The organism is Saccharothrix sp. ALI-22-I (assembly GCF_001984175.1).
Classification (GTDB): Bacteria; Actinomycetota; Actinomycetes; order Mycobacteriales; family Pseudonocardiaceae; genus Actinosynnema.
The window spans coordinates 50,443-69,810 of sequence record NZ_MTQP01000068.1; the positions used below are offsets into that span (position 1 = coordinate 50,443).

Here is a 19,368-nt window from a genome sequence, read left to right on the forward strand (position 1 = left end):
GTTTCTACGAAATCTCTAAGACTGTGTCGGGCGCAAGCGCAGCCCGTACATGCCGCCGTCGACCGCGAGGACGGTGCCGGCGGTGGAACCGGAGAGCGGACCGGCCAGGTAGGCGATGGCGCCCGCGACCTCGTCCGCCGAGACCAGCCGGCCGTGCGGCTGCCTGGCCTCCAACGCGGCCCGCTCGGCGACCGGGTCAGGCGCCGAGTCGAGCAGGCGGCCCACCCACGGGGTGTCCGCCGTGCCAGGAGCCACCGCGTTCACGCGGATGCCCTCGCGCACGTAGTCCGCGGCCATGGCCAGCGTCAATGCGTGCACCGCGCCCTTGCTCGCCGAGTACAGCGCGCGCTGCGGCAGACCGGCCCAAGCCGCGATGGAGCCGGTGTTCACGATCGCCGCCGACGGCGACTTCCGCAGGTGCGGCACCGCGGCGCGGGCGACCCGGACCATGCCGACCACGTTCACGTCCAGCACCCGGTGCCACTCGTCGTCCGGGTTCGCGGTCACGTCACCCTGCGCGCCGACACCCGCGTTGTTCACCACGATGTCGAGCCGGCCGAACCGCTCGACCACCTCGTCGATCGCGGCACGCACCGACGCGTCGTCGGCGACGTCCACCCCGATGCCGTGCAGCGGCGGGTCGACCTGCGGGTTCAGGTCCAGCGCCACCGCGGTCGCACCCCGTGCGGCCAGCAGCCGCGCGGTGGCCAGACCGATACCGGACGCCCCACCGGTCACCACCGCGACCAAGCCCTCGAACTCGCTCACCGCTCCTCCAAATCCGTCCACACCGGACCGTCCGGGTACCGGTAGTCGACCAGGGTCTCGTCGCGCAGCCGGGCCGAGAAACCCGGCTCGGCGGGCGCGAGGTACCGGCCGTCGCGCACCACGGCCGGGTCGGTGAAATGCTCGTGCAGGTGGTCGACCCACTCGATGACCCGGCCGTCGAGCGTGCCGGACACCGCGACGAAATCGACCATCGCCAGGTGCCGGACCAGCTCGCACAGGCCGACGCCGCCCGCGTGCGGGCACACCGGGACACCGAACTTGGCCGCCAGCAGCAGGATCGCCACGTTCTCGTTGACACCGCCGACCCGGCACGCGTCCAGCTGCACCACGTCCACCGCGCCGGCCTGGAGCAGCTGCTTGAAGATCACCCGGTTCTGCACGTGCTCACCGGTGGCGACCTTGATCGGGCTCAACGCCCTGGCGATCGCGCCGTGCGCGAGCACGTCGTCGGGCGAGGTGGGCTCCTCGATCCAGTACGGGTCGAACGGGGCCAGTTCGCGCATCCACGCGATGGCCGTGTCCACGTCCCACCGCTGGTTGGCGTCCACCGCGATGCGCACGCCGGGGCCGACGACCTCGCGGGCCAGCTTCATCCGGCGCACGTCGTCGTCCAGGCTGCCGCCGACCTTCAGCTTGATCATGTCGAAGCCGTCGGCCAACGCCTGCCGCGCCAGGCCCGCCAGCTTGTCGTCGGAGTAGCCGAGCCAGCCCGGTGACGTCGTGTAGGCCGGGTAGCCGTCCCGCACCAGGATTTCGGCGCGTTCGGCGCGTCCGGGTTCGGCGCGGCGCAGGATCTCCAGCGCCTCGTCCGGGGTGAGCGCGTCGGACAGGTACCGGAAGTCGACCAGGCCGACGATCTCCTCCGGCGTCATCCGCGACAGGAACCGCCACAGCGGCAGGCTCGCGCGCCGGGACGCCAGGTCCCACGCGGCGTTGACCACCGCGCCCAGCGCCATGTGCGCGACGCCCTTCTCCGGGCCGAGCCACCGCAACTGCGAGTCGCCGACCAGCTCCGCGTACAGCGCGCCCAGGTCGGCGGCGGTCTCCGGAACGGGCCGGCCGACGACGTGGTGCGCCAACGACCGGATCGCGGCGGCCTGCACGTCGTTGCCGCGGCCGATGGTGAACGCCAACCCGTACCCGTCCGGCCCGTCGGACGTGCGCAGCACGACGTAGGCGGCGGAGTAGTCGGGGTCGGGGTTCATCGCGTCCGAGCCGTCCAGCTCACGCGAGGTCGGGAACCGGATGTCCAGCACGTCCAGCGCGACGATCCGGGCTTCGGGGGGCGTGGGGCCGTGGGACGCGGGGCCGTGGGACGCGGTCATCACGCCTGCCCGAACGTCTGCCGCTGCCGCCCGAGTCCGTCGATCTCCAGCTCCACCACGTCGCCCGCCCGCAGGTACGGCTTCGGCTCCGGCTGGCCCAGCGCGACGCCGGCGGGCGTGCCGGTGTTGATGACGTCCCCCGGTCGGAGGACGAGGAACCAGCTCAGGTAGCGGACCAGCTCGGCCACCGGGAAGATCATGTTCTTGGTGGAGGAGTCCTGCCGCGGCGCGCCGTTGACCCACAGCCGCATACCCAGTGCCTGCGGGTCGTCGACCTCGTCGGCGGGCACGAGGAAAGGGCCCAGCGGGTTGAACGTCTCGCAGTTCTTGCCCTTGTCCCACTGCCCGCCGCGCTCCAGCTGGAACTCGCGCTCGCTGACGTCGTGGGACAGGGTGTACCCCGCCACGCAGGTCAGGGCCTCCTCGGTGGACTCCAGGTACCGGGCGGTGCGCCCGATGACCACGCCGAGCTCGACCTCCCAGTCGGTCTTCACCGAGCGGCGCGGCACCAGGACCTCGTCGTTCGGCCCCACGATCGTGTCCGGGGTCTTGAGGAACACCACCGGCTCGGCCGGGACCGGGGCGCCTGTCTCCTCGGCGTGGTCGCGGTAGTTGAGACCGATGCAGATGATCTTGCCGACCCCCGCGATCGGCGGCCCGATCCGGACGTCGTCAACCACGATCGGGTGGAGTTCGCCGGCGGTGAGCGCGGCACGCGTGCGGGCGATGCCGTCGGCGGCTAGGAACGCGCCGGTCACGTCGTCGGTCACCGGGGTCAGGTCGTACGTGACGCCGTCCTCGGCACGGACGGCGGGGCGTTCGGAGCCCGACGGTCCCAGGCGCAGCAACTGCACGGCAGGTCCTCCTCAGCAGCCGGTCGATAGATCGGATGTATAGCGCTCCTGCGTGAGGTCCGTCTAGAGGTTGCCCGGTTATTGGTCCGATGAATCCCCGTTATGAAAGGTTGCGATGAAACTCCACCGTGCGGTGTGGGCGTCCGCCACCACCGCCGCACTGCTCGCCCTGCTCGTCGTCGGCAGACCGGCCGTCGCCGAGCAGGCGGCCGAACCGCTGCCACCCAACCGCGCCGACCACGCGGGCACCGGGTCGTCCGAGCGGATCGGCGGCCCGGAGTTGTCCACAGGGTCGGGCGCAACGCGCGAAATCGTCGGTGCCGGCCGGCAGGATCAAGAACAGGGGACCCCCCGCCGGGGACCTCTGCGAAGCACGGCCGGCGCGCTGGCCCGCGCCTCCGGGCCGGTCACGGCGTTCATCGAGCTGGCCGAGACCTCGGCCGCCGAGGTGTACGGCGACGAGAAGGCGCGTGGCGCGGGGGATCCGGCGGCGGCGGCGCGAGCGGCCCGGGAGCGCACCGACGTGCAGGCCGACCGGGTGGTGGAGGCGTTGCGGGACAAGGACGCCGACACCCGTGAAGTCGCCAAGACGCGTAACGCGGTGCCCGGTGTGGTCGTCACGGCCGACGCGCGGAACCTGCGCGAGCTGGCGACGATGCCCGAGGTCAAAGCCGTGCGGCTGACCGTGCCGAAGGTGGTGCAGAACGCGAGTTCGGCGGAGCTGACGCGGGTCGCGCAGGTGTGGCGGGACACCGGGCGGTACGGCGAGGGCCTGCGCATCGGCATCGTGGACACCGGCATCGACTACACGCACGCCGACTTCGGCGGGCCCGGCACCGTCGAGGCCTACGACGCCGTCGACCGCACCGCGCCGTGGACCCCGACCGCGAAGGTCGTCGGCGGTCACGACTTCGCGGGCGACGACTACGACGCGTACGTGCCGGAGAAGGCCACCCCGGTGCCCGACCCCAACCCGCTGGACTGCCACAGCCACGGCACGCACGTCGCGGGCTCGGCCGCCGGGTACGGCGAGAACGCCGACGGCACCACGTTCACCGGCGACTACGGCGCGTTGACGCCGGAGGCGCTGGCCGGCATGAAGATCGGCCCCGGCACCGCGCCGAAGGCGTCGCTGTACGCGCTGAAGGTGTTCGGCTGCACCGGGTCGACCGAACTCGTCGCCCAGGCCCTCGACTGGTCGCTCGACCCGAACGGCGACGGCGACTTCGGCGACCACCTCGACGTGGTGAACCTGTCGCTGGGCAGCGACTTCGGCGGCCAGGACGACCCGGACAGCCTGTTCGTGCGCAAGGTCGTGGAGCAGGGCGTGATGGTGGTCGCGTCGGCGGGCAACGGCGGCGACTTCTACGACGTCGGCGGCTCGCCCGCGAACACGCCGGAGGCGTTGGCGGTGGCCAACACGCGGGACGCGTTCGCGATCCTGGACGGTGTCGAGGTGGCCGGCGAGCCGCAGTCCGGCCAGTACAGCAAGAGCTACACCGACTACCCGGCGCTGGACCGGACGCTGCCCGTGGTGCCGGTGTCCGACCCGGCGAACCTGGACGGCTGCGCGCCGATCACCGAGGACCTGAACGGCAAGTTCGTGTGGCTGGAGTGGGACGAGGACGACACGACCCGCAAGTGCGGCTCGGGCGGTCGGACCGACAACGCCGAGGCGGCGGGTGCGGAAGGCGTGCTGCTCACCGCGACCAGCGACAACTTCAAGGCCGGCATCGCGGGCAACGCGACCATCCCGGTGTTCCAGTTCACCGGCACCGCGACCTCGGCCGTGCGGCCCGCGTTGACCGACGGGACTTTGCAGGTGCGGATGCTCGGGTCACTGCGCAACTCCGTGCCGACGAACACGCCGAACCTCGCCGACACGATCACGCCGTCGTCGTCACGCGGGGCGCGCGGCGCGTCGGCCGCGAAGCCGGACGTGGCCGCGCCCGGTGACACGATCCTGTCCGCCGACGTCGGCACCGGCGTCGGGGTGGTGAGCATGGGCGGCACGTCGATGTCCGCGCCGCACGTGGCCGGCATCGCCGCGCTGGTCCGCGAGACGCACCCGGAGTGGACGGTCGAAGAGGTGAAGGCGGCCGTGATGAACACCGCCGGCGGCGAGGTGACCGACGGCGACGACCACACCACCGGCATCCCCGAGGCCCCGATGCGGGTCGGAGCGGGGCGGGTGGACGCGCTCGACGCGGTCGGTGTCGACGTGCTCGCCATGGTGCAGGACGACCCGGGCACGGTCGGCGTGACGTTCGGGCCGGTCGAGGCCGCCGCGCCGATGTCGGTGACGAAGACGGTGAAGGTGGTGAACAAGTCGTCCGCGTGGCGCACGGCGGGGCTTAGCTACCAGGCGGCGACCACCGTGCCCGGCACGCGGTTCGACGTGTCGCCGCCGGTGCTCCTGATGCCTCCGGGCGGGTCGAAGACGGCGCGGGTGACGCTGCACGTCACGCCCGACGAGCTGCGGAAGGTGGCCGATCCGACGGTGGTGAAGCGGCAGGCGGACGTGGCCCGGCAGTTCCTGGCCGAGGCGTCCGGGCGGGTGCTCGTCCGGACCGGCGGGGCCACGCTGCGGGTGCCGGTGTACGCGGCGCCGAAGCCGGTCGCGGACGTCGAGGCGGTCGATCGGGGTGACGGCACGGTGGAGTTGCGCGGGCGGGCGCTCGACCAGGGTGAGGGTGATCAGGCGTACCGGTCGCTGCTGAGCGGGTTCGAGTTGCAGGGCAGCAGCCCGGAGTTGCCGGACTGCACGGACGGGGTGCAGGTCGACTGCGCGTTGAACGGGTCGGCGAAGGGCGGTGACCTGCGGTACGTGGGCGCGGCGTCGGCCGACGGGATGCTCGCGTTCGGGGTGGTGACCTGGCACAACTGGGTGACGCTGGGGAGCACCAACAGCCCGGAGATCCGCATCGACACCACCGGCGACGGCGCGCACGACTACACCGTGCAGGCGGTCAAGCCGACCGACACGGCGGACAGCGTCACGGCGGACGTGTGGCTGGCGCGGACCGTGCGGGTGGCCGATGAGCAGGTCGTCGACGAGCAGCCGCTGAACGGGCAGTACGGCGACGTGGACACGAACGTGATGGACAGCAACGTGGTGGTGCTGCCGGTGGCGTTGACCGCGTTGGGGATCGATCCGGCGGCGGGCAGCGCGCGCCTCACTTACACGGCGGTGATGTGCGGGCAGTACCCGGCGCCGGGGAACACGGACGGGTTCGTGGACCGGATCGACACGCCGATGTCGTTCGACCCGTTGCGGCCGGGGCTCGCGCTCGGCGGCGGGGTGTCGTTCGTGGCGGAGTCGGGGGCGGTGCTGGAGGTGCGGCGCGACCCGGAGTCGTTGGCGGTGGACAAGGCGGACAGCCTGCTCCTGCTGCACCACCACAACGCGTCCGGCGACCGCGCCCAGGTCCTCGCCCCGCGCTGACCTTCGGGTTGATCACGAGATCGATCACACGGGGTTGACCACGGGGTTGATCACGGGGTTGATCACGCAGAGCCAGGTCCGGCACAACCCGGTTGGGCGTGCCGGACCTGGTGCGTGCTGGGCATACTCGTGCGAATGGGTTTCGTGGTGGGTCTGGACGCGGGCGGCACGAGCACCCGGGCGTTGGTGCTCGACCTGGACGGCACCCGGCTGGGCGCCGGGGTCGCGGGCGGCGCGAACCCCAACTCCCACCCGCCGGCGCAGGCCGCCACGCACATCCGCCAGGCGTTGACGGCGGCGTTGGACGGGCTGGACGCGGCGAAGGTCGAGTCGGGCGTGCTCGGCATGGCCGGTTCGAGCAAGCTGACCGATCCGGCGGTGGCGGCGTTGTTCGAGGCGGCGTGGACCGGCGCGGGCCTGCGGTGCCCGATGCGGGTGATCACGGACTGCGAGGCGGCGTTCGCGACCGGCTCCCCGTCACCCGACGGCACCGTGCTGGTGGCCGGCACGGGCTCGATCGCCGCCAGAATCCAAAACCACGAACTCGTGTCCACCGCCGGTGGCTACGGCTGGCTCCTAGGCGACGAGGGTTCCGCGTTCTGGCTGGGCCGCGAGGCCGTCCGAGCAACCCTGATCGCACTAGAACAGGACACCCTCGACCCCCTCACCATCGCCGTCCTCAACCACGCGGGCATTCCCGCCCTACCCCACCGCGACCAATGGCGACGCCTGATCACCGCCGCCAACAACGCCCCGCCGATCCAGTTGGCGACCTACGCACCCCTGGTCACCACACACGCCACCGCCCCATCAGCTGACCGAATCATCACCGCCGCCGTAAACGCCCTGGCCGACCTGGCCGAGAGCACACGACCACCCCACGACCAATCCCCCATCGTCCTAATGGGCAGCCTCATCCACGCCCACCCCCTGGGCGCACGCCTAAAACGCGAACTAGCCACCCGCACCACCGCCCCCGTGCACGTAGCCACCGAAGGCGCAGCCGGCGCAGCCTGGCTAGCAGCCGTAACCCTCCTAGGCGAAACCGCCCCCCGCCCCACCTAACCCCCACCCCCGCGCGTGTCCAACGTTCAGAACGCGCGTGTCCAACGTTCAGGTACCCCGAGTTGAACGCTCAGAACAGAAGCGGACCGGCGCGAGTGTCGAACGCACGCGTTCTGAACGTTCAACTCGCGCGTTCTGGAGGTTGGACACGCGCATTCCGGAGGTTGGACACGCGCGTTCTGAACGTTGGACACGCGGTTAGGTGCGGGGGTGGCGTAGGCCGGGGTGGTCGGTGGGGAGGGTGCGGCGGAGGATCCACCAGCTGATGGCGATGCAGGCGACTTGGAGGGGCCAGGTCAGGGCTACTCGCATGATGCCCAGGAGGATTACTTCGCCGGCTAGCCATAGGGCGCCGAATAGGACTACGCGTAGGACGTATTGGCCTACCCAGGGCCATGAGGCGATTCGGTAGGCGCGCAGGAGGTCGGGGTCGCGGCGCCAGCGGAACTTCTGGCCGGTTACCAGGCCGACTACTACGCCTAGCAGGGGCCAGCGGAGGACGATCGAGGCGGACCACACGAGGGCCGAGGCGGCGTTCAGGAAGATCTGCACGAGGAAGAAGTCCTCGGGGCGCCCGGTCTGCAACGCGATGTACGCCGCCAGCATCACCAGCGCGACGGACACGAGCAGCGCGCGCGGCCGGCCGCCCCGCACGACCCGCACCACGCCGACGACGACACCGCACGCGATGGCGGCGATCGCACCGGCGGCGATGGAGTTCCCACCCAGCAGCCACCCCAACACGAAGGCCAACGGCGGCAGCGAGGCGTCCAACGCCCCACCCCGCCCGCCCAGCAGGGCGGCCAGCGACTCCTGACGCGTGTCGGTCATGGCTCCAGGGTGCCTTAGGCCAACCTAACTCAGGTAACGGACCCGTCTCGGAGCACCGACGGCCGTTGACCTCGGCAAGAGCCCTTACTAACCTCACCCGAAATCGTCTGGAAAGTTAACAGACAGGAGTGATGATGCGAGCCGGGAGCCCGAGGCTGCTGCGCGAGATCAACGACCGCGCCGCGATCGAGGCGTTGCTCCGCAACGGCCCGCTGACCAGGGCGGAGCTGGAAGGGATCATCGGCCTGTCGAAGCCGGCGACCGCGCAGCTGCTCACCCGCCTCGAAACCGAGGGCACGGTCCTGCGCAACGGCCTGCGCGGCGGCGGGCGCGGTCCGCGGGCACAGCTGTGGACGGTCAACGGCGCGCTGGCCCACGTCGCCGCAGTCGACCTCACCCCCGACACGATCGACATCGCCATCGCCGACATCTCCGGCACGACGCTCACCGAGCACCGCGCCCCGATGCCGAAGACCGACGTGCTGGAGGCGTTCCACAGCGCGATCACCAAGACCGCCGCCCAGGCCGGCCTCACCCCCGACGCCCTGCACCACGTGGTCGTGGGCAGCCCCGGCGCGGTGGACCCGGCGACCGGGCGGTTGAACTACGCGCCGCACATGCCGGGCTGGGAGAACAAGAACATCCCCGAGGAGTTGGAAGCCCTCCTCGACACCTCGGTCACGGTCGAGAACGACGTCAACCTCGTCGCGCTCGAAGAGATGATCGCCGGCCGGGCGATCGGGGTGAAGGACTTCGTCCTGCTCTGGCCCGCCGACGCGGTCGGTGCGGCCGTCGTCGTCAACGGCGTGCTCCTCCGCGGCGCGACCGGCGGCGCGGGCGAGATCGACGCCTTGCAGGTCCCCGACCACGCGCACGCCGACACGGGCACCGAACGCACCGGCAGCCGTTACGGCGACCTGCTCGACAGCACCGCGATCGCCCGCCTGGCCCGCGCGCACGGCGTGTCCGCGCGCACCGGTCGGTCCGCCGTCGAGAAGGCGTTGAGCGAAGGACCCGCGGGCCGCGAGTTCCTGGTGGACCTGGCCCGCCGCATCGCCACCGGCGTCGCGAACGTGATCGCCGTGGTCGACCCCGAACTGGTGCTGCTCTCCGGCGAGGTCGCGCAGGCGGGCGGCACGACGCTGGCCGACCTGGTCGCCGCCGAGCTGCGTCACCTGGTGGTGCCCCGCACCCCCGTCCAACTCGCCCTGGTGACCGGGAAACCGGTGCGTTCCGGCGCACTGCACTCCGCGCTGTCGGTCGTCAGGGAACAGGTGTTCGGTCTTCCGGCCGCCACGACCGAACCCTTCCGCGGCCCGCAACGAGATGAGCGGGCCGCACCAACGTCCCCGTCCGCACGTTGACCTGAAGGAGAGCACATGCGCAAGCTCCACCGCGCAGCGTTGCTATTTGTGGCCGCAACGGTGTCACTCACCGCGTGTGCGGCAGGCTCGGGCAGCACGACCGAGCAGTCGGGGCCAGCGGCGGCTCCCGGCCGGGACGACAAGTTCTCCCTGACCGTCTGGAGCAACTACTCCGGACGTGAGCAGGACGAGGTCACCAAGGCCCTGGAGAGCTTCAAGAAGCAGTACCCCAACGCGGAGATCAAGCACGAAGGCAGCCAGGACGACGACAAGATCACCGCGGGCATCCGCAGTGGCAACCCGCCGGACGTGGCCCTGTCGTTCACCACCGACAACATCGGGCAGTTCTGCTCCAGCGGCTCGTTCCAGGAGCTCAAGCCCTACATCGAACGCGACGACGTCGACCTCGGCCAGATCCCGGACGCGGTCCGCTCCTACACCGAGTACAAGGGCAACCGCTGCGCGATGCCCATGCTCAGCGACGTGTACGGGCTGTACTACAACAAGGACATGCTCGCCGAGGCGGGCATCACCACGCCGCCGAAGACGACGGCCGAACTGCTGGACTTCGCCAAGCGCACCACCAAGAAGGCACCGGACGGCACGATCGAGGTCGCGGGTTTCCTGCCGACCATGATGTTCTACGCCAACCGGCCGCCCATCTGGGCGCCGAACTTCGGCGCGAAGTGGACCGGCTCGGACGGCAAGTCCGCGTTGGCGACGCCGGAGTGGGCCGGGATGTTGGAGTTCCAGAAGCAACTCGTGGACTTCTACGGCTACGAGAACCTGGAGCGGTTCCGCGCGGGCCTCGGCCAGGAGTACTCCAACGACCACGCGTTCCACCAGAAGAAGATCGCCATGATGATGGACGGCGAGTACCGCACGGCGTTCCTCAAGGACCAGGCGCCGGACGTCGAGTTCGGCACCGCGCCGTTTCCGACGAGCACGCCGGAGCTGTACGGCATCGGGTTCACCACCGGCACGATCATGGGCATCCCGAAGGGCGCGAAGAACCCCGGCGCGGCGTGGGAGCTGGTCAAGCACCTGTCGTTCGACACCGAGACGATCGTGACCCTGGCCAACGGGATCAAGAACATCCCGAGCACGAAGGCGGCGCTGGCCGACCCGCGCCTGGAAGTGGACGAGAACTTCAAGACGTTCATCGACCTGGCCACCTCCGGCAAGCTCCAGGGCAACCCGGTGACGCCGATCGGTGACGCGCACATCAAGGCCATCGGCGACTTCGCCACGTCGTGGCAGGCGGGCAAGGTGCCCGACCTGATGGCCGGGCTGAAGGAAGTCGACCAGCAGATCGACGACCAGATCGCGAAGAGCGGCAAGTAGGGATGACGGCCACGCTGGAACGCGTGGACGTGGTGCGGACCACCCCCGCCAAGGGGTGGTCCCGCTCCCGGGCCCGTCACCGCCTCACCGTGTTGGCGTTCATGGCGCCCGCGATCCTCGGGTTCGCCCTGTTCTTCGGCTACCCGCTGATCGCCACGATCGGGTTCTCGTTCACCAAGTACGACCTGATCAACCCGCCCGAGTGGGTCGGGTTGGAGAACTACGCCTACATGTTCTCCGACAAGCTGTTCCGCACCGCGGTCTACAACACGCTGTGGTTCGTGGTGGTGCTGACGATCGCCCGCGTGGTGTTCGCGTTGGGCGTGGCGTCGGTTATCGCGCGGTTGAAGACGGGTGTGGGGTTGGTTCGCACTTTGTGCTACCTGCCTTCGTTGGCACCGCCGGTGGCCGCGACTTTGGTGTTCTTCCTGGTCATGCGGCCGAACGAGGGTCCGCTGGATGCATTTTTGGGTTGGTTCGGCATTGAGAGCCCGTTGTGGTTCGCCGATCCGGTGTGGGCCAAGCCGGGTATCGCGGCGGTGATGCTGTGGGTGTCCGGGGATTTGATGATCATTGTTCTGGCGGCGATCCTGGACGTGCCGCAGGAGCAGTACGAGGCGGCCGAGCTGGACGGCGCGGGGCCGGTGCGGCGGTGGTGGCACGTCACGCTGCCGACCATTTCGCCGGTGCTGATGTTCGGTGTGGTGAATTCGATCATCCTGGCGTTGCAGCTGTTCACGCAAGCGGTGGTGGCGGGATCGGCGGCCAGCGGGTCGGCTGATGTCACCGGGTCGACGAAAGTGCTCGGTTTTCCGGAGAACTCGACGTTGACGTTTCCGGTGTGGCTCTACACGCAGGGCTTCCGCTACTTCGACATGGGTTATGCGGCGGCGATGGCCACCGTGTTGTTCGTCATTTCGTTCGCTGCGACGGCGGTGTTGGTGCAGCGAATGCGCAAGGCCACGCACCAGGAGGAAGGGGGATCGGGCGCATGACTACAGCGACGCTCGGCTCTCCTTCGAGGGCTTCCAGCGTGGAGGCGCGGCGCCGTCCGCGGGATTGGCGGAAGGTGCTGGACTGGGTTGCCGTGCACAGCCTCGGCCTCGCGCTCGGGCTGATGTTCGCGCTGCCGATCCTGTTCGTGTTCCTGACTGCGGTGATGTCGGACAGCCAGGCGTTCACCAAGGATCTGTGGCCGCGTGAGTGGCACTGGGGGAACTTCCTGGAGGTGTTCGACAAGGCGCCGTTGCTGAAGTACCTGGGTAACAGTTTGTTGTACTCGCTGTCGGCGACGGTCGGGATGTTGCTCAGCTCCATACCGGCCGCGTACGCGTTGGCGAAGATGAAGTGGCGTGGGCGCAACACGGTGTTCCTGCTGGTGGTCGGCGCGATGATGCTGCCGCCGCAGGTGGTCGCGGTGCCGTTGTACGACACGTGGTCGAGTCTTGGGTTGACGGGTACTTTGTGGCCGTTGATCGCGCCGTACTTCCTGTTCGACGCGTTCAGCATCTTTCTGCTGCGGCAGTTCATCCTGACGATTCCGCAGTCCTATGTGGACGCAGCCCGGGTGGACGGGTGCACCGAGTTCCAGGCGTTGGTGCGGATTGTCGTGCCGATGGCGCGGCCCGGTATCGCGGCGACTGCGCTGTTCTGCTTCCTGTACACGTGGAACGACTACTTCGGGCCGCTGCTGTACACCAGCGAGAAGCCGGACCAGTGGACGCTGTCGCTGGCGCTGTCGTCGTTCAAGGGCATGCACCACGTGCAGTGGAACCTGGCGATGGCGGTCACGTTGCTGATCATGGTCCCGGCGGTGGTGCTGTTCGTGTTCGCGCAGCGCTCGTTCGTCAAGGGCATCACATTCACGGGGGTCAAAGGGTGAAGCTCACCGTTGTCGGGGGCGGGTCGACCTACACGCCGGAGTTGGTCGACGGGATCGCGGGACGGCGCACGAGCCTCGCGGTGGACGAGATCGTGCTGGTGGACCCGGACGTGTCGCGGCTGGAGGTGGTGGGAGCGTTTTCGCGGCGGCTGTTGGAGCACGCGGGGCACCCTGCTGTCGTGACGACGACGACCGATCTGGAGCGGGGCGTGGACGGGGCGTCCGCTGTGTTGCTCCAGTTGCGGGTGGGTGGGCAGACGGCGCGGGCGGCGGACGAGACGTTCCCGCTGATGTGCGACTGCGTCGGGCAGGAGACGACCGGCGCGGGCGGGTTGGCCAAGGCGTTGCGCACGGTGCCGGTGGTGCTGGACATCGCCGAACGGGTGCGCGCGGTGGCCGGTGAGGACACCTGGATCGTCAACTTCACCAACCCGGTCGGGATCGTCACGCGGGCGTTGTTGCAGGCCGGGCACCGGGCGGTCGGGCTGTGCAACGTGGCGATCACGTTCCAGCGCTGGACGTCGGCGCTGCTCGGCGTGCACCCGGAGAACGTGCGGCTGGAGCACGTCGGGCTCAACCACCTCACCTGGGAGACCGGGGTGTTCGTGGACGGCGTGGACCGGCTGCCGGAGCTGCTGGACCTCCACGGTGACGCGCTGGCCGAGCACATCGGTGTGCCGGCGTCGTTGATGCGGCGGTTGGGGATGGTGCCGTCGTACTACCTGAAGTACTTCTACGACCACGACGACGTGGTGCGCAAGCAGAAGACCTCGCCGTCGCGTGCCGAGGTGGTGGCTGGGGTGGAGGAGGAACTGCTGGATTTGTACGGGGATGTGGGGGTTGTTACCAAGCCGGCGCAGTTGTCGCAGCGTGGGGGCGCGTACTACTCGGAGGCTGCCGTGCAGCTGGTGCACGCGTTGACGGGTGGGGTGGGGGCGGAGCAGCACGTGGTGAACGTTCGCAACGGCGGCACGCTGCCGTTCCTGCCTGATGACGCGGTGATCGAGGTGCCGGCGGTGGTGGACGGTCAGGGCGCGTCGCCGCTGCCGGTGGCTTCTGTGCCGGCGTCGATCAGCGGGTTGATAGCGCACGTGACCAGCTACGAGCAGCTGGCGTTGGACGCGGCCGTTAATGGTGGGCGTGATCGGGTGGCGGACGCGTTGTTGGCGCACCCGTTGATCGGGCAGTACGCGGTTGCCGATCGGCTGGCTGATGAGTTGGTGGCGCGCAACGCGGACTTCCTGCCGTGGGCTAAGGGGTCGGTGTGACGGACCGGGTGCTCGCCATCGACGGCGGGAACAGCAAGACGGCCATGGCGTTGGTCGATCTGGACGGCCGGGTGCTCGCGCAGGTGCGCGGGCCTGGGGCTTCACCGCAGCAGGTGGGGCTCCAGCGAAGCATGGACGTGTTCGAAGGGCTGGCGCGTGAGGCGGCCCGGCTGGCCGGGTTGGACGTGAGCGAGCGGATCGCCGTGCACACCGCCGCGTACCTGGCGGGGGCGGACCTGCCGAAGGAGGAAGACGACCTGCGTGCGGCCATCGAGGCGCGTGGGTGGTCGGAGACGACGGTGGTCGGGAACGACACGTTCGCGTTGTTGCGGGCGGGCACGACTGATGGCATCGGTGTCGCCGTGGTGTGCGGGGCGGGGATCAACTGCGTGGCGGTCGCGCCGGATGGCCGGACGCACCGGTTCCCGGCGTTGGGGCGGATCTCGGGTGACTGGGGTGGCGGCGGTCACATCGGGTCGGAGGCGTTGTGGCTGGCGGTGCGTGCGGAGGACGGGCGGGGTGAGCCGACGGCGTTGTTGGACGCGGTGATCGCGCACTACGGGACGGCGACGTTGGCCGAGGCGGTGGAGCGGCTGCACTTCGAGGAGGTGGAGTTCGATCCGCACGCGCTGTGCCCGCTGTTGTTCGAGGTGGCGGCGGGTGGGGACGCGGTGGCGCGGGCGGTGGTGGACCGGCTCGTGGAGGAGATCGTGCTGTTGGCGCGGGTGTCGTTGTCGCGGTTGGCGCTGTTGGGCGAGCCGGTGGACGTGGTGCTCGGGGGTGGGGTGTTGACCGGGACGAACGGTGTGGTGGTCGATGCCGTTGACAGCCGGTTGCGGGCGTACGCGCCGGCGGCTCGGGTGCGGGTGGTGGACGTGCCGCCGGTCGTGGGGGCGGCGTTGCTGGGGCTGGACGCGTTGGGGGCGGCGGCGGGGGCTGAGCTGCGGTTGCGCACGGCGTACGAGACGCCGGTCTCGGCGGCGGCCGGGTGAAGACGGGCCGGCCGGTGGTGGTCGGCTGAAAGACACCGGTGCGTGGGAGGTTCCTGGCGGCGGCCCCTCCCACGCACCGGCCCTTTCTGTGCGGTCCCAGAAGTGATTTGCGACGCACCCGGCGGTCTGGAACCTCGTGAATCACCCGATGCAGACATTGTTCACACCAACGGGTGACACCTTGGTAACAGGGTTGCCAACCCGCGGTGGCGTAGAGCGGCCGTGGCGTTGCATGCTGTTCTGCGCGGTCATGGGGGTGCCGCGCAGAGGGAGGGACGATGCACGGTCTGGACAGCTTCGTCGCGGTGGGGGACAGCTTCACCGAGGGCATGGACGATCCGGCGCCGAACGGCACCTACGTGGGGTGGGCCGACCGGCTGGCCGCGATGATCTCGACCCACCAGGAGGGTTTCCGGTACGCCAACTTGGCGATCCGGGGCAAGACGCTCCAGGAGATCGTGGACGAGCAGATCCCGCTGGCGGTGTCGCTCAAGCCGAGGCTGGTGACGTTGTGCGGCGGCGGCAACGACATCCTGGTGCCCGGCAGTGACGCGGACGCGTTGGCCGAGGTGTACGAGATCGCGGTGGCCGACCTGCGGGCGGCCGGCGCGGAGGTGCTGATCTTCACCGGGTTCGACACGAAGCACACGCCGGTGCTGCGGTCGTTACGCGGCAAGATCGCGATCTACAACAACCACCTGTGGTCGGTTGCCGAGCGGTACCACTGCAAGGTGGTGGATTTGTGGTCGATGACGGTGCTGCACGACCGGCGCGCGTGGAGCCAGGACCGGCTGCACCTGTCGCCTGAGGGGCATCAGCGGGTGGCGTTGCGGGCGGCCGAGGTGTTGGGGTTCAAGTCTGATGAGGAGTGGAACGCGCCCTGGCCGCCGCCGGAGGATGAGGACTGGATGACGCAGCGGCGGCACGATTTGAAGTGGGCGCGGGAGCACGTGATGCCTTGGATCGCGCGGCAGTTGCGTGGGGAGTCGATGGGGGATGGGCTGGCGCCCAAACGGCCTGAGTTGACGCCGGTTTGCGCGGAGAGCTGAGGCGTTGGGGTTGGGTTGGGCTTCGTGCAGGCCCAGGGGTTGGGTCCGGCTCCCGGCGGTGGGTTGTGGGCCACGTGGGATTTGGTGCACGCGTCGGCCGGTGCGGCCCGTCGTGGTCTGGTGCGGCTGGTGGCCAACCCCGACCTCGCCCGCCGTCTCCGGAGGAGCGGCAATCCAATACAGCCGCTGGGCCGGCGCTCTCCCCCGAACGCCGGCCCAGCGGGTTTGGGTGGCTTCCCCCCTGGGTCCCCCTCCCAAGAGCCACCCAGCGCTGACCGCAGATCGCATGATCAGCGCTGCATACAAGTTCCCACGACTGCGTGTGGTTGGGCTAAACAGCGACTAAACCTCGGAGGTCAAGGCTTCAAGGGCCGTTCGGACCAACATCGATCTGGGGGAGCCCAGGCGTTCGAACAGCCGTAGTGATTCCGCTAGCTCTGCTTGCGCGGCAACGCGTTCTCCGCGTCTGGCCAGCACTTGGCCGAGGACTTGGCGGCCGAAGGCCTCTTCGAACTGCATGGAGCCGCCGCGTGCGAGCTCCACGCCCTGGCGGGCGTGTTCCTCGGCTTCGGGTAGCAGGCCCAGTTCGGCGTAGAGCTCGGCCAGGTTGTTCACGGCTACCGCGTAGGCCCGCTCGTCGCCGTTGCGGTGGTAGATCTCCATCGCCAGGAACTGGTGCTGGGCGGCGGTTTCGCGCTGGCCGAGGCGTTGCTCCACTTGGGCTAGGTTGTTGAGCACGGTGGCCTCGCCCAGGGCGTCGCCGTCGCGGCGGGCCAGGTCTACGGCTTCGCGGTAGTGCCGCAGGGCTTCCTCCATCAGGCCTTCGGCGTTGAGGGCTAAAGCCAACTGGTCCAGGGTCATTACCAGGTAGCGGGATTCGCCCAGCTCCACCGCGATGCGGTGGGCCAACTCGGCGTGTTCGAGGGTGCCGCGCAGGGCTCCGGCCCGGTTGTTGATGTCGTGCATGGCGTGTAGCACCAGCATCTCGCCGCGTCGGTCGCCGCTGATCCGTGCGGAGGCCAGGCCGAACTCGGCGATGCCGTGCCACTCGCGGCTGACCAGTCTGGTCACGCAGTAGGTGTGGACCAGTCGTACGAGTTGCCAGACCTGTTCGTGGAGGCCGGCTTCCGAGGCGGCGTGCACCAGGGCGATGAGGTTGGGCCATTCCTTGTCGAACCAGGACAGGGCCTGGCTGGACGTGGCGGGTCTGGGTGCGGTGGTGGAGTCGGTGGAGTCGAGGCCGTCGGATACCGGGCGGATCAGGCGTCGTGCGTGGTCGCAGGCGGCCAGGTAGTGGTCCATCAGGCGGCGTAGTGCGCCGTCGTGTTCCTGGTCGTTCAGGAGTTCGCGGGCGTACAGGCGGACCAGGTCGTGTAGTACGAATCCGCCGCGCCACTGCTCGACCAGGAGGTGGGCGTCTGCCAGGTCGGCCAAGCGGGCGGCGGCGGTGCCCAGGTCTATGTCGCACACGGCGGCGATGGCGTGCGGGCTCACCCACCGACCGGGTACCAGGCCGGCCGCGCGGAAGGTCTCCGCGAGTTCCGGTGGGAGGTTGCGGTAGGAGACCGCCAGTGCCCGGCCGACGCCTACGCCGGAATCGGGTAGGTCGAGGGTGCGCAGGCGGGTGTCGTCGTCGGAGAGTTGGGCGACGAGTGCCTCGGCTGTCCATTCCGGACTGAAGACCAGTTTCGCGGCGGCTATCCGCAATGCCAGTGGGAGGTTGCCGCACAGTTCGGCGAGCATTCGGGTAGCCACCGGTTCCTGATCGGACAGCGGTTTGCCGACTACCTCGTCCACCAGGCGGACGGACTCCTCCTCGGACAGCGTGTCCAGTGTGAGCATCCGGGCGCCGTTGCTGACTACGAGGGATTCCAGGCGGCGGCGGCTGGTGACCAGCACGACGGAGCCTGCGCCGGGCGGCAGCAGTTGCCGCACGTGCTCCGGGTCCCACGCGTCGTCCAGCACGACCAGCACCCGGCGCTTGGCCAGCACCGAGCGGTAGAGGCCTACTCGGTCGTCCAGGTCTCGGGGCATGCCGTCTGCGGGCACGCCCAGGGCCAGGAGGAACCTGGCCAGTACTTCGGTTGGTTCCACCGGGTCGCGGTCGGGGGCGAAACCGTTGAGGGAGGCGAACAGCAGGCCGTCGGGGAACTGCTCAGCCCTCCGGTGTCCCCACGTCACGGCCAGCTCGCTCTTGCCGATGCCCGGCGCGCCGGTGACCACCGCGATGGTGGTGGCGGCCAGGTCGCGTGAGTCGCACAGGCGGTCCAGCCAGGCCAGTTCCTCGTCGCGACCGATGAAACCGCTGGCCGCGGCGGGCAATTGGGCGGGCACGACGATGCCTGGCCGGGGCGGTACTGAGGCCGCTTCGGCCAAGCCTGGCGAGCTGAGCGCCGGGTCGTCGCGCAAGACCTGCTCGTGCAGGACCCGCAGGCCGGGGCCGGGGTCGATGCCGAGTTCGTCCACGACGCGGCGGTGGAAGCGCTGGTAGGCCTCCAGCGCGTCGGCCCGCTGGCCCGACCGGTACAGCGCCCGCATCATGTGGCCGACGAGTCGTTCTCGGAACGGGTACTCGTTGACCAGTTGCCGCAGTTCGCCGACGAGTTCGAGGTGGCGGCCCAGTTCCAGCTCGGCTTCGATGCGTTCTTCCACTGCGGCAAGCCGAAGCTCTTCCAGGTCCGTGGTGACGGGATCACCGGGGACGTCGGCCAGCACCTGGCCCCGCCACAGGCCCAGCGATTCGCGCAGCAGCTGCGCCCGGATCGGCGCCGGTTTGCCCCGTGCGCTCGACAGGAGCTGCCGGGCCCGGTGGAAGTCCAGCCGCCACGGGTCCACCGAGAGCTGGTAGCCGGGCGGGGTGGTGAGTATCCGCGCCGAACCGGCCGGATCGGCCTGCTCCAGCATTCGGCGCAGTCGCGACACGTAGCCGTGCACGATCGTCCTGGCCGTCGCGGGTGGCTCGTCGGCCCAGAGGCTGTCCACGATCTCGTCGATCGGGACGACCCGGTTGGCCTGCAGCACCAGCATCGCGAGCAGGCCGCGCATCCCCTTGCGGCCGATCACCAGCTGCCGGCCGTCCGCGAGCACCTGCAACGGTCCGAGGACGCCGAACTCCAGCCCGCTCTTGCTCCGGTCAGCCATGCCCCTCCCCCGCCTCGTG

The 19,368-nt window shown here is 69.8% G+C and carries 14 protein-coding genes; 9 read left to right on the forward strand and 5 right to left on the reverse strand.

What is annotated here, in order from left to right; all coding sequences use genetic code 11:
* Positions 1–15: 15 nt before the first annotated feature.
* The 3 genes from ALI22I_RS36835 to ALI22I_RS36845 are packed head-to-tail and all read right to left on the reverse strand — an operon-like array spanning position 16 to position 2,968.
* The gene (locus ALI22I_RS36835) at positions 16–768 is read right to left on the reverse strand and encodes an SDR family NAD(P)-dependent oxidoreductase (protein WP_077010232.1); all 753 of its coding nucleotides are present in this window, start codon (positions 766–768) and stop codon (positions 16–18) included.
* Positions 765–2,114, reverse strand: a complete 1,350-nt coding sequence (locus tag ALI22I_RS36840; RefSeq protein WP_077010233.1) for an enolase C-terminal domain-like protein — start codon at positions 2,112–2,114, stop codon at positions 765–767. The genes ALI22I_RS36835 and ALI22I_RS36840 overlap by 4 nt, the downstream gene beginning before the upstream one ends.
* Positions 2,114–2,968 (reverse strand): fumarylacetoacetate hydrolase family protein, encoded by an 855-nt coding sequence (locus tag ALI22I_RS36845; RefSeq protein WP_077010234.1) that lies wholly within the window; start codon positions 2,966–2,968, stop codon positions 2,114–2,116. Before ALI22I_RS36845 ends, ALI22I_RS36840 begins: the two co-directional genes overlap by 1 nt.
* Before the next feature lie 115 nt (positions 2,969–3,083).
* On the opposite strand from ALI22I_RS36845, the gene ALI22I_RS36850 reads away from it, so the two are divergent.
* Both ALI22I_RS36850 and ALI22I_RS36855 read left to right on the forward strand, forming a co-directional pair.
* Complete coding sequence (locus ALI22I_RS36850) at positions 3,084–6,413, forward strand: S8 family peptidase (RefSeq protein WP_077010235.1); 3,330 nt, start codon at positions 3,084–3,086, stop codon at positions 6,411–6,413.
* A gap of 135 nt (positions 6,414–6,548) precedes the next feature.
* Positions 6,549–7,478, forward strand: coding sequence for an N-acetylglucosamine kinase (locus ALI22I_RS36855; RefSeq protein ID WP_077010236.1), 930 nt, complete (start codon positions 6,549–6,551; stop codon positions 7,476–7,478).
* 198 nt (positions 7,479–7,676) lie between these two features.
* On the opposite strand, the gene ALI22I_RS36860 is transcribed toward ALI22I_RS36855, so the two are convergent.
* Complete coding sequence (locus ALI22I_RS36860; RefSeq protein WP_077010237.1) at positions 7,677–8,309, reverse strand: DUF3159 domain-containing protein; 633 nt, start codon at positions 8,307–8,309, stop codon at positions 7,677–7,679.
* A gap of 134 nt (positions 8,310–8,443) precedes the next feature.
* Between ALI22I_RS36860 and ALI22I_RS36865 the strand changes: the two genes are divergently transcribed.
* From ALI22I_RS36865 to ALI22I_RS36895, 7 genes are all read left to right on the forward strand, one after another.
* Positions 8,444–9,673, forward strand: coding sequence for an ROK family transcriptional regulator (locus ALI22I_RS36865; protein ID WP_077011106.1), 1,230 nt, complete (start codon positions 8,444–8,446; stop codon positions 9,671–9,673).
* A 15-nt stretch (positions 9,674–9,688) separates the two neighbouring features.
* Positions 9,689–11,017 carry an ABC transporter substrate-binding protein gene (locus tag ALI22I_RS36870; RefSeq protein WP_077010238.1) on the forward strand — a complete coding sequence of 443 codons (1,329 nt, stop codon included), beginning with the start codon at positions 9,689–9,691 and terminating at the stop codon, positions 11,015–11,017.
* Between the two features lie 2 nt (positions 11,018–11,019).
* Complete coding sequence (locus tag ALI22I_RS36875) at positions 11,020–12,012, forward strand: carbohydrate ABC transporter permease (RefSeq protein ID WP_077010239.1); 993 nt, start codon at positions 11,020–11,022, stop codon at positions 12,010–12,012.
* Entirely contained in the window at positions 12,009–12,899 is an 891-nt protein-coding gene (locus ALI22I_RS36880) for a carbohydrate ABC transporter permease (RefSeq protein ID WP_077010240.1), read from the forward strand. Before ALI22I_RS36875 ends, ALI22I_RS36880 begins: the two co-directional genes overlap by 4 nt.
* Complete coding sequence (locus tag ALI22I_RS36885; RefSeq protein WP_077010241.1) at positions 12,896–14,167, forward strand: 6-phospho-beta-glucosidase; 1,272 nt, start codon at positions 12,896–12,898, stop codon at positions 14,165–14,167. The genes ALI22I_RS36880 and ALI22I_RS36885 overlap by 4 nt, the downstream gene beginning before the upstream one ends.
* Positions 14,164–15,159 carry an N-acetylglucosamine kinase gene (locus tag ALI22I_RS36890; protein WP_143532636.1) on the forward strand — a complete coding sequence of 332 codons (996 nt, stop codon included), beginning with the start codon at positions 14,164–14,166 and terminating at the stop codon, positions 15,157–15,159. Before ALI22I_RS36885 ends, ALI22I_RS36890 begins: the two co-directional genes overlap by 4 nt.
* 278 nt (positions 15,160–15,437) lie before the next feature.
* Positions 15,438–16,208, forward strand: a complete 771-nt coding sequence (locus ALI22I_RS36895) for an SGNH/GDSL hydrolase family protein (RefSeq protein ID WP_077010242.1) — start codon at positions 15,438–15,440, stop codon at positions 16,206–16,208.
* Positions 16,209–16,550: 342 nt separating this feature from the next.
* Here the strand turns inward: ALI22I_RS36895 and ALI22I_RS36900 are convergent, their stop codons facing one another.
* Positions 16,551–19,349 carry an AfsR/SARP family transcriptional regulator gene (locus tag ALI22I_RS36900; protein WP_077010243.1) on the reverse strand — a complete coding sequence of 933 codons (2,799 nt, stop codon included), beginning with the start codon at positions 19,347–19,349 and terminating at the stop codon, positions 16,551–16,553.
* Between the last annotated feature and the right edge of the window lie 19 nt (positions 19,350–19,368).

Bases quoted from the DNA above. Each gene is read 5' to 3' on its own strand.
- ALI22I_RS36840 (WP_077010233.1), bottom strand. From the start codon at position 2,114: ATGACCGCGTCCCACGGCCCCGCGTCCCACGGCCCCACGCCCCCCGAA.
- ALI22I_RS36850 (WP_077010235.1), top strand. From the start codon at position 3,084: ATGAAACTCCACCGTGCGGTGTGGGCGTCCGCCACCACCGCCGCACTG.
- ALI22I_RS36855 (WP_077010236.1), top strand. From the start codon at position 6,549: ATGGGTTTCGTGGTGGGTCTGGACGCGGGCGGCACGAGCACCCGGGCG.
- ALI22I_RS36860 (WP_077010237.1), bottom strand. From the start codon at position 8,309: ATGACCGACACGCGTCAGGAGTCGCTGGCCGCCCTGCTGGGCGGGCGG.
- ALI22I_RS36865 (WP_077011106.1), top strand. From the start codon at position 8,444: ATGCGAGCCGGGAGCCCGAGGCTGCTGCGCGAGATCAACGACCGCGCC.
- ALI22I_RS36870 (WP_077010238.1), top strand. From the start codon at position 9,689: ATGCGCAAGCTCCACCGCGCAGCGTTGCTATTTGTGGCCGCAACGGTG.
- ALI22I_RS36875 (WP_077010239.1), top strand. From the start codon at position 11,020: ATGACGGCCACGCTGGAACGCGTGGACGTGGTGCGGACCACCCCCGCC.
- ALI22I_RS36880 (WP_077010240.1), top strand. From the start codon at position 12,009: ATGACTACAGCGACGCTCGGCTCTCCTTCGAGGGCTTCCAGCGTGGAG.
- ALI22I_RS36895 (WP_077010242.1), top strand. From the start codon at position 15,438: ATGCACGGTCTGGACAGCTTCGTCGCGGTGGGGGACAGCTTCACCGAG.
- ALI22I_RS36900 (WP_077010243.1), bottom strand. From the start codon at position 19,349: ATGGCTGACCGGAGCAAGAGCGGGCTGGAGTTCGGCGTCCTCGGACCG.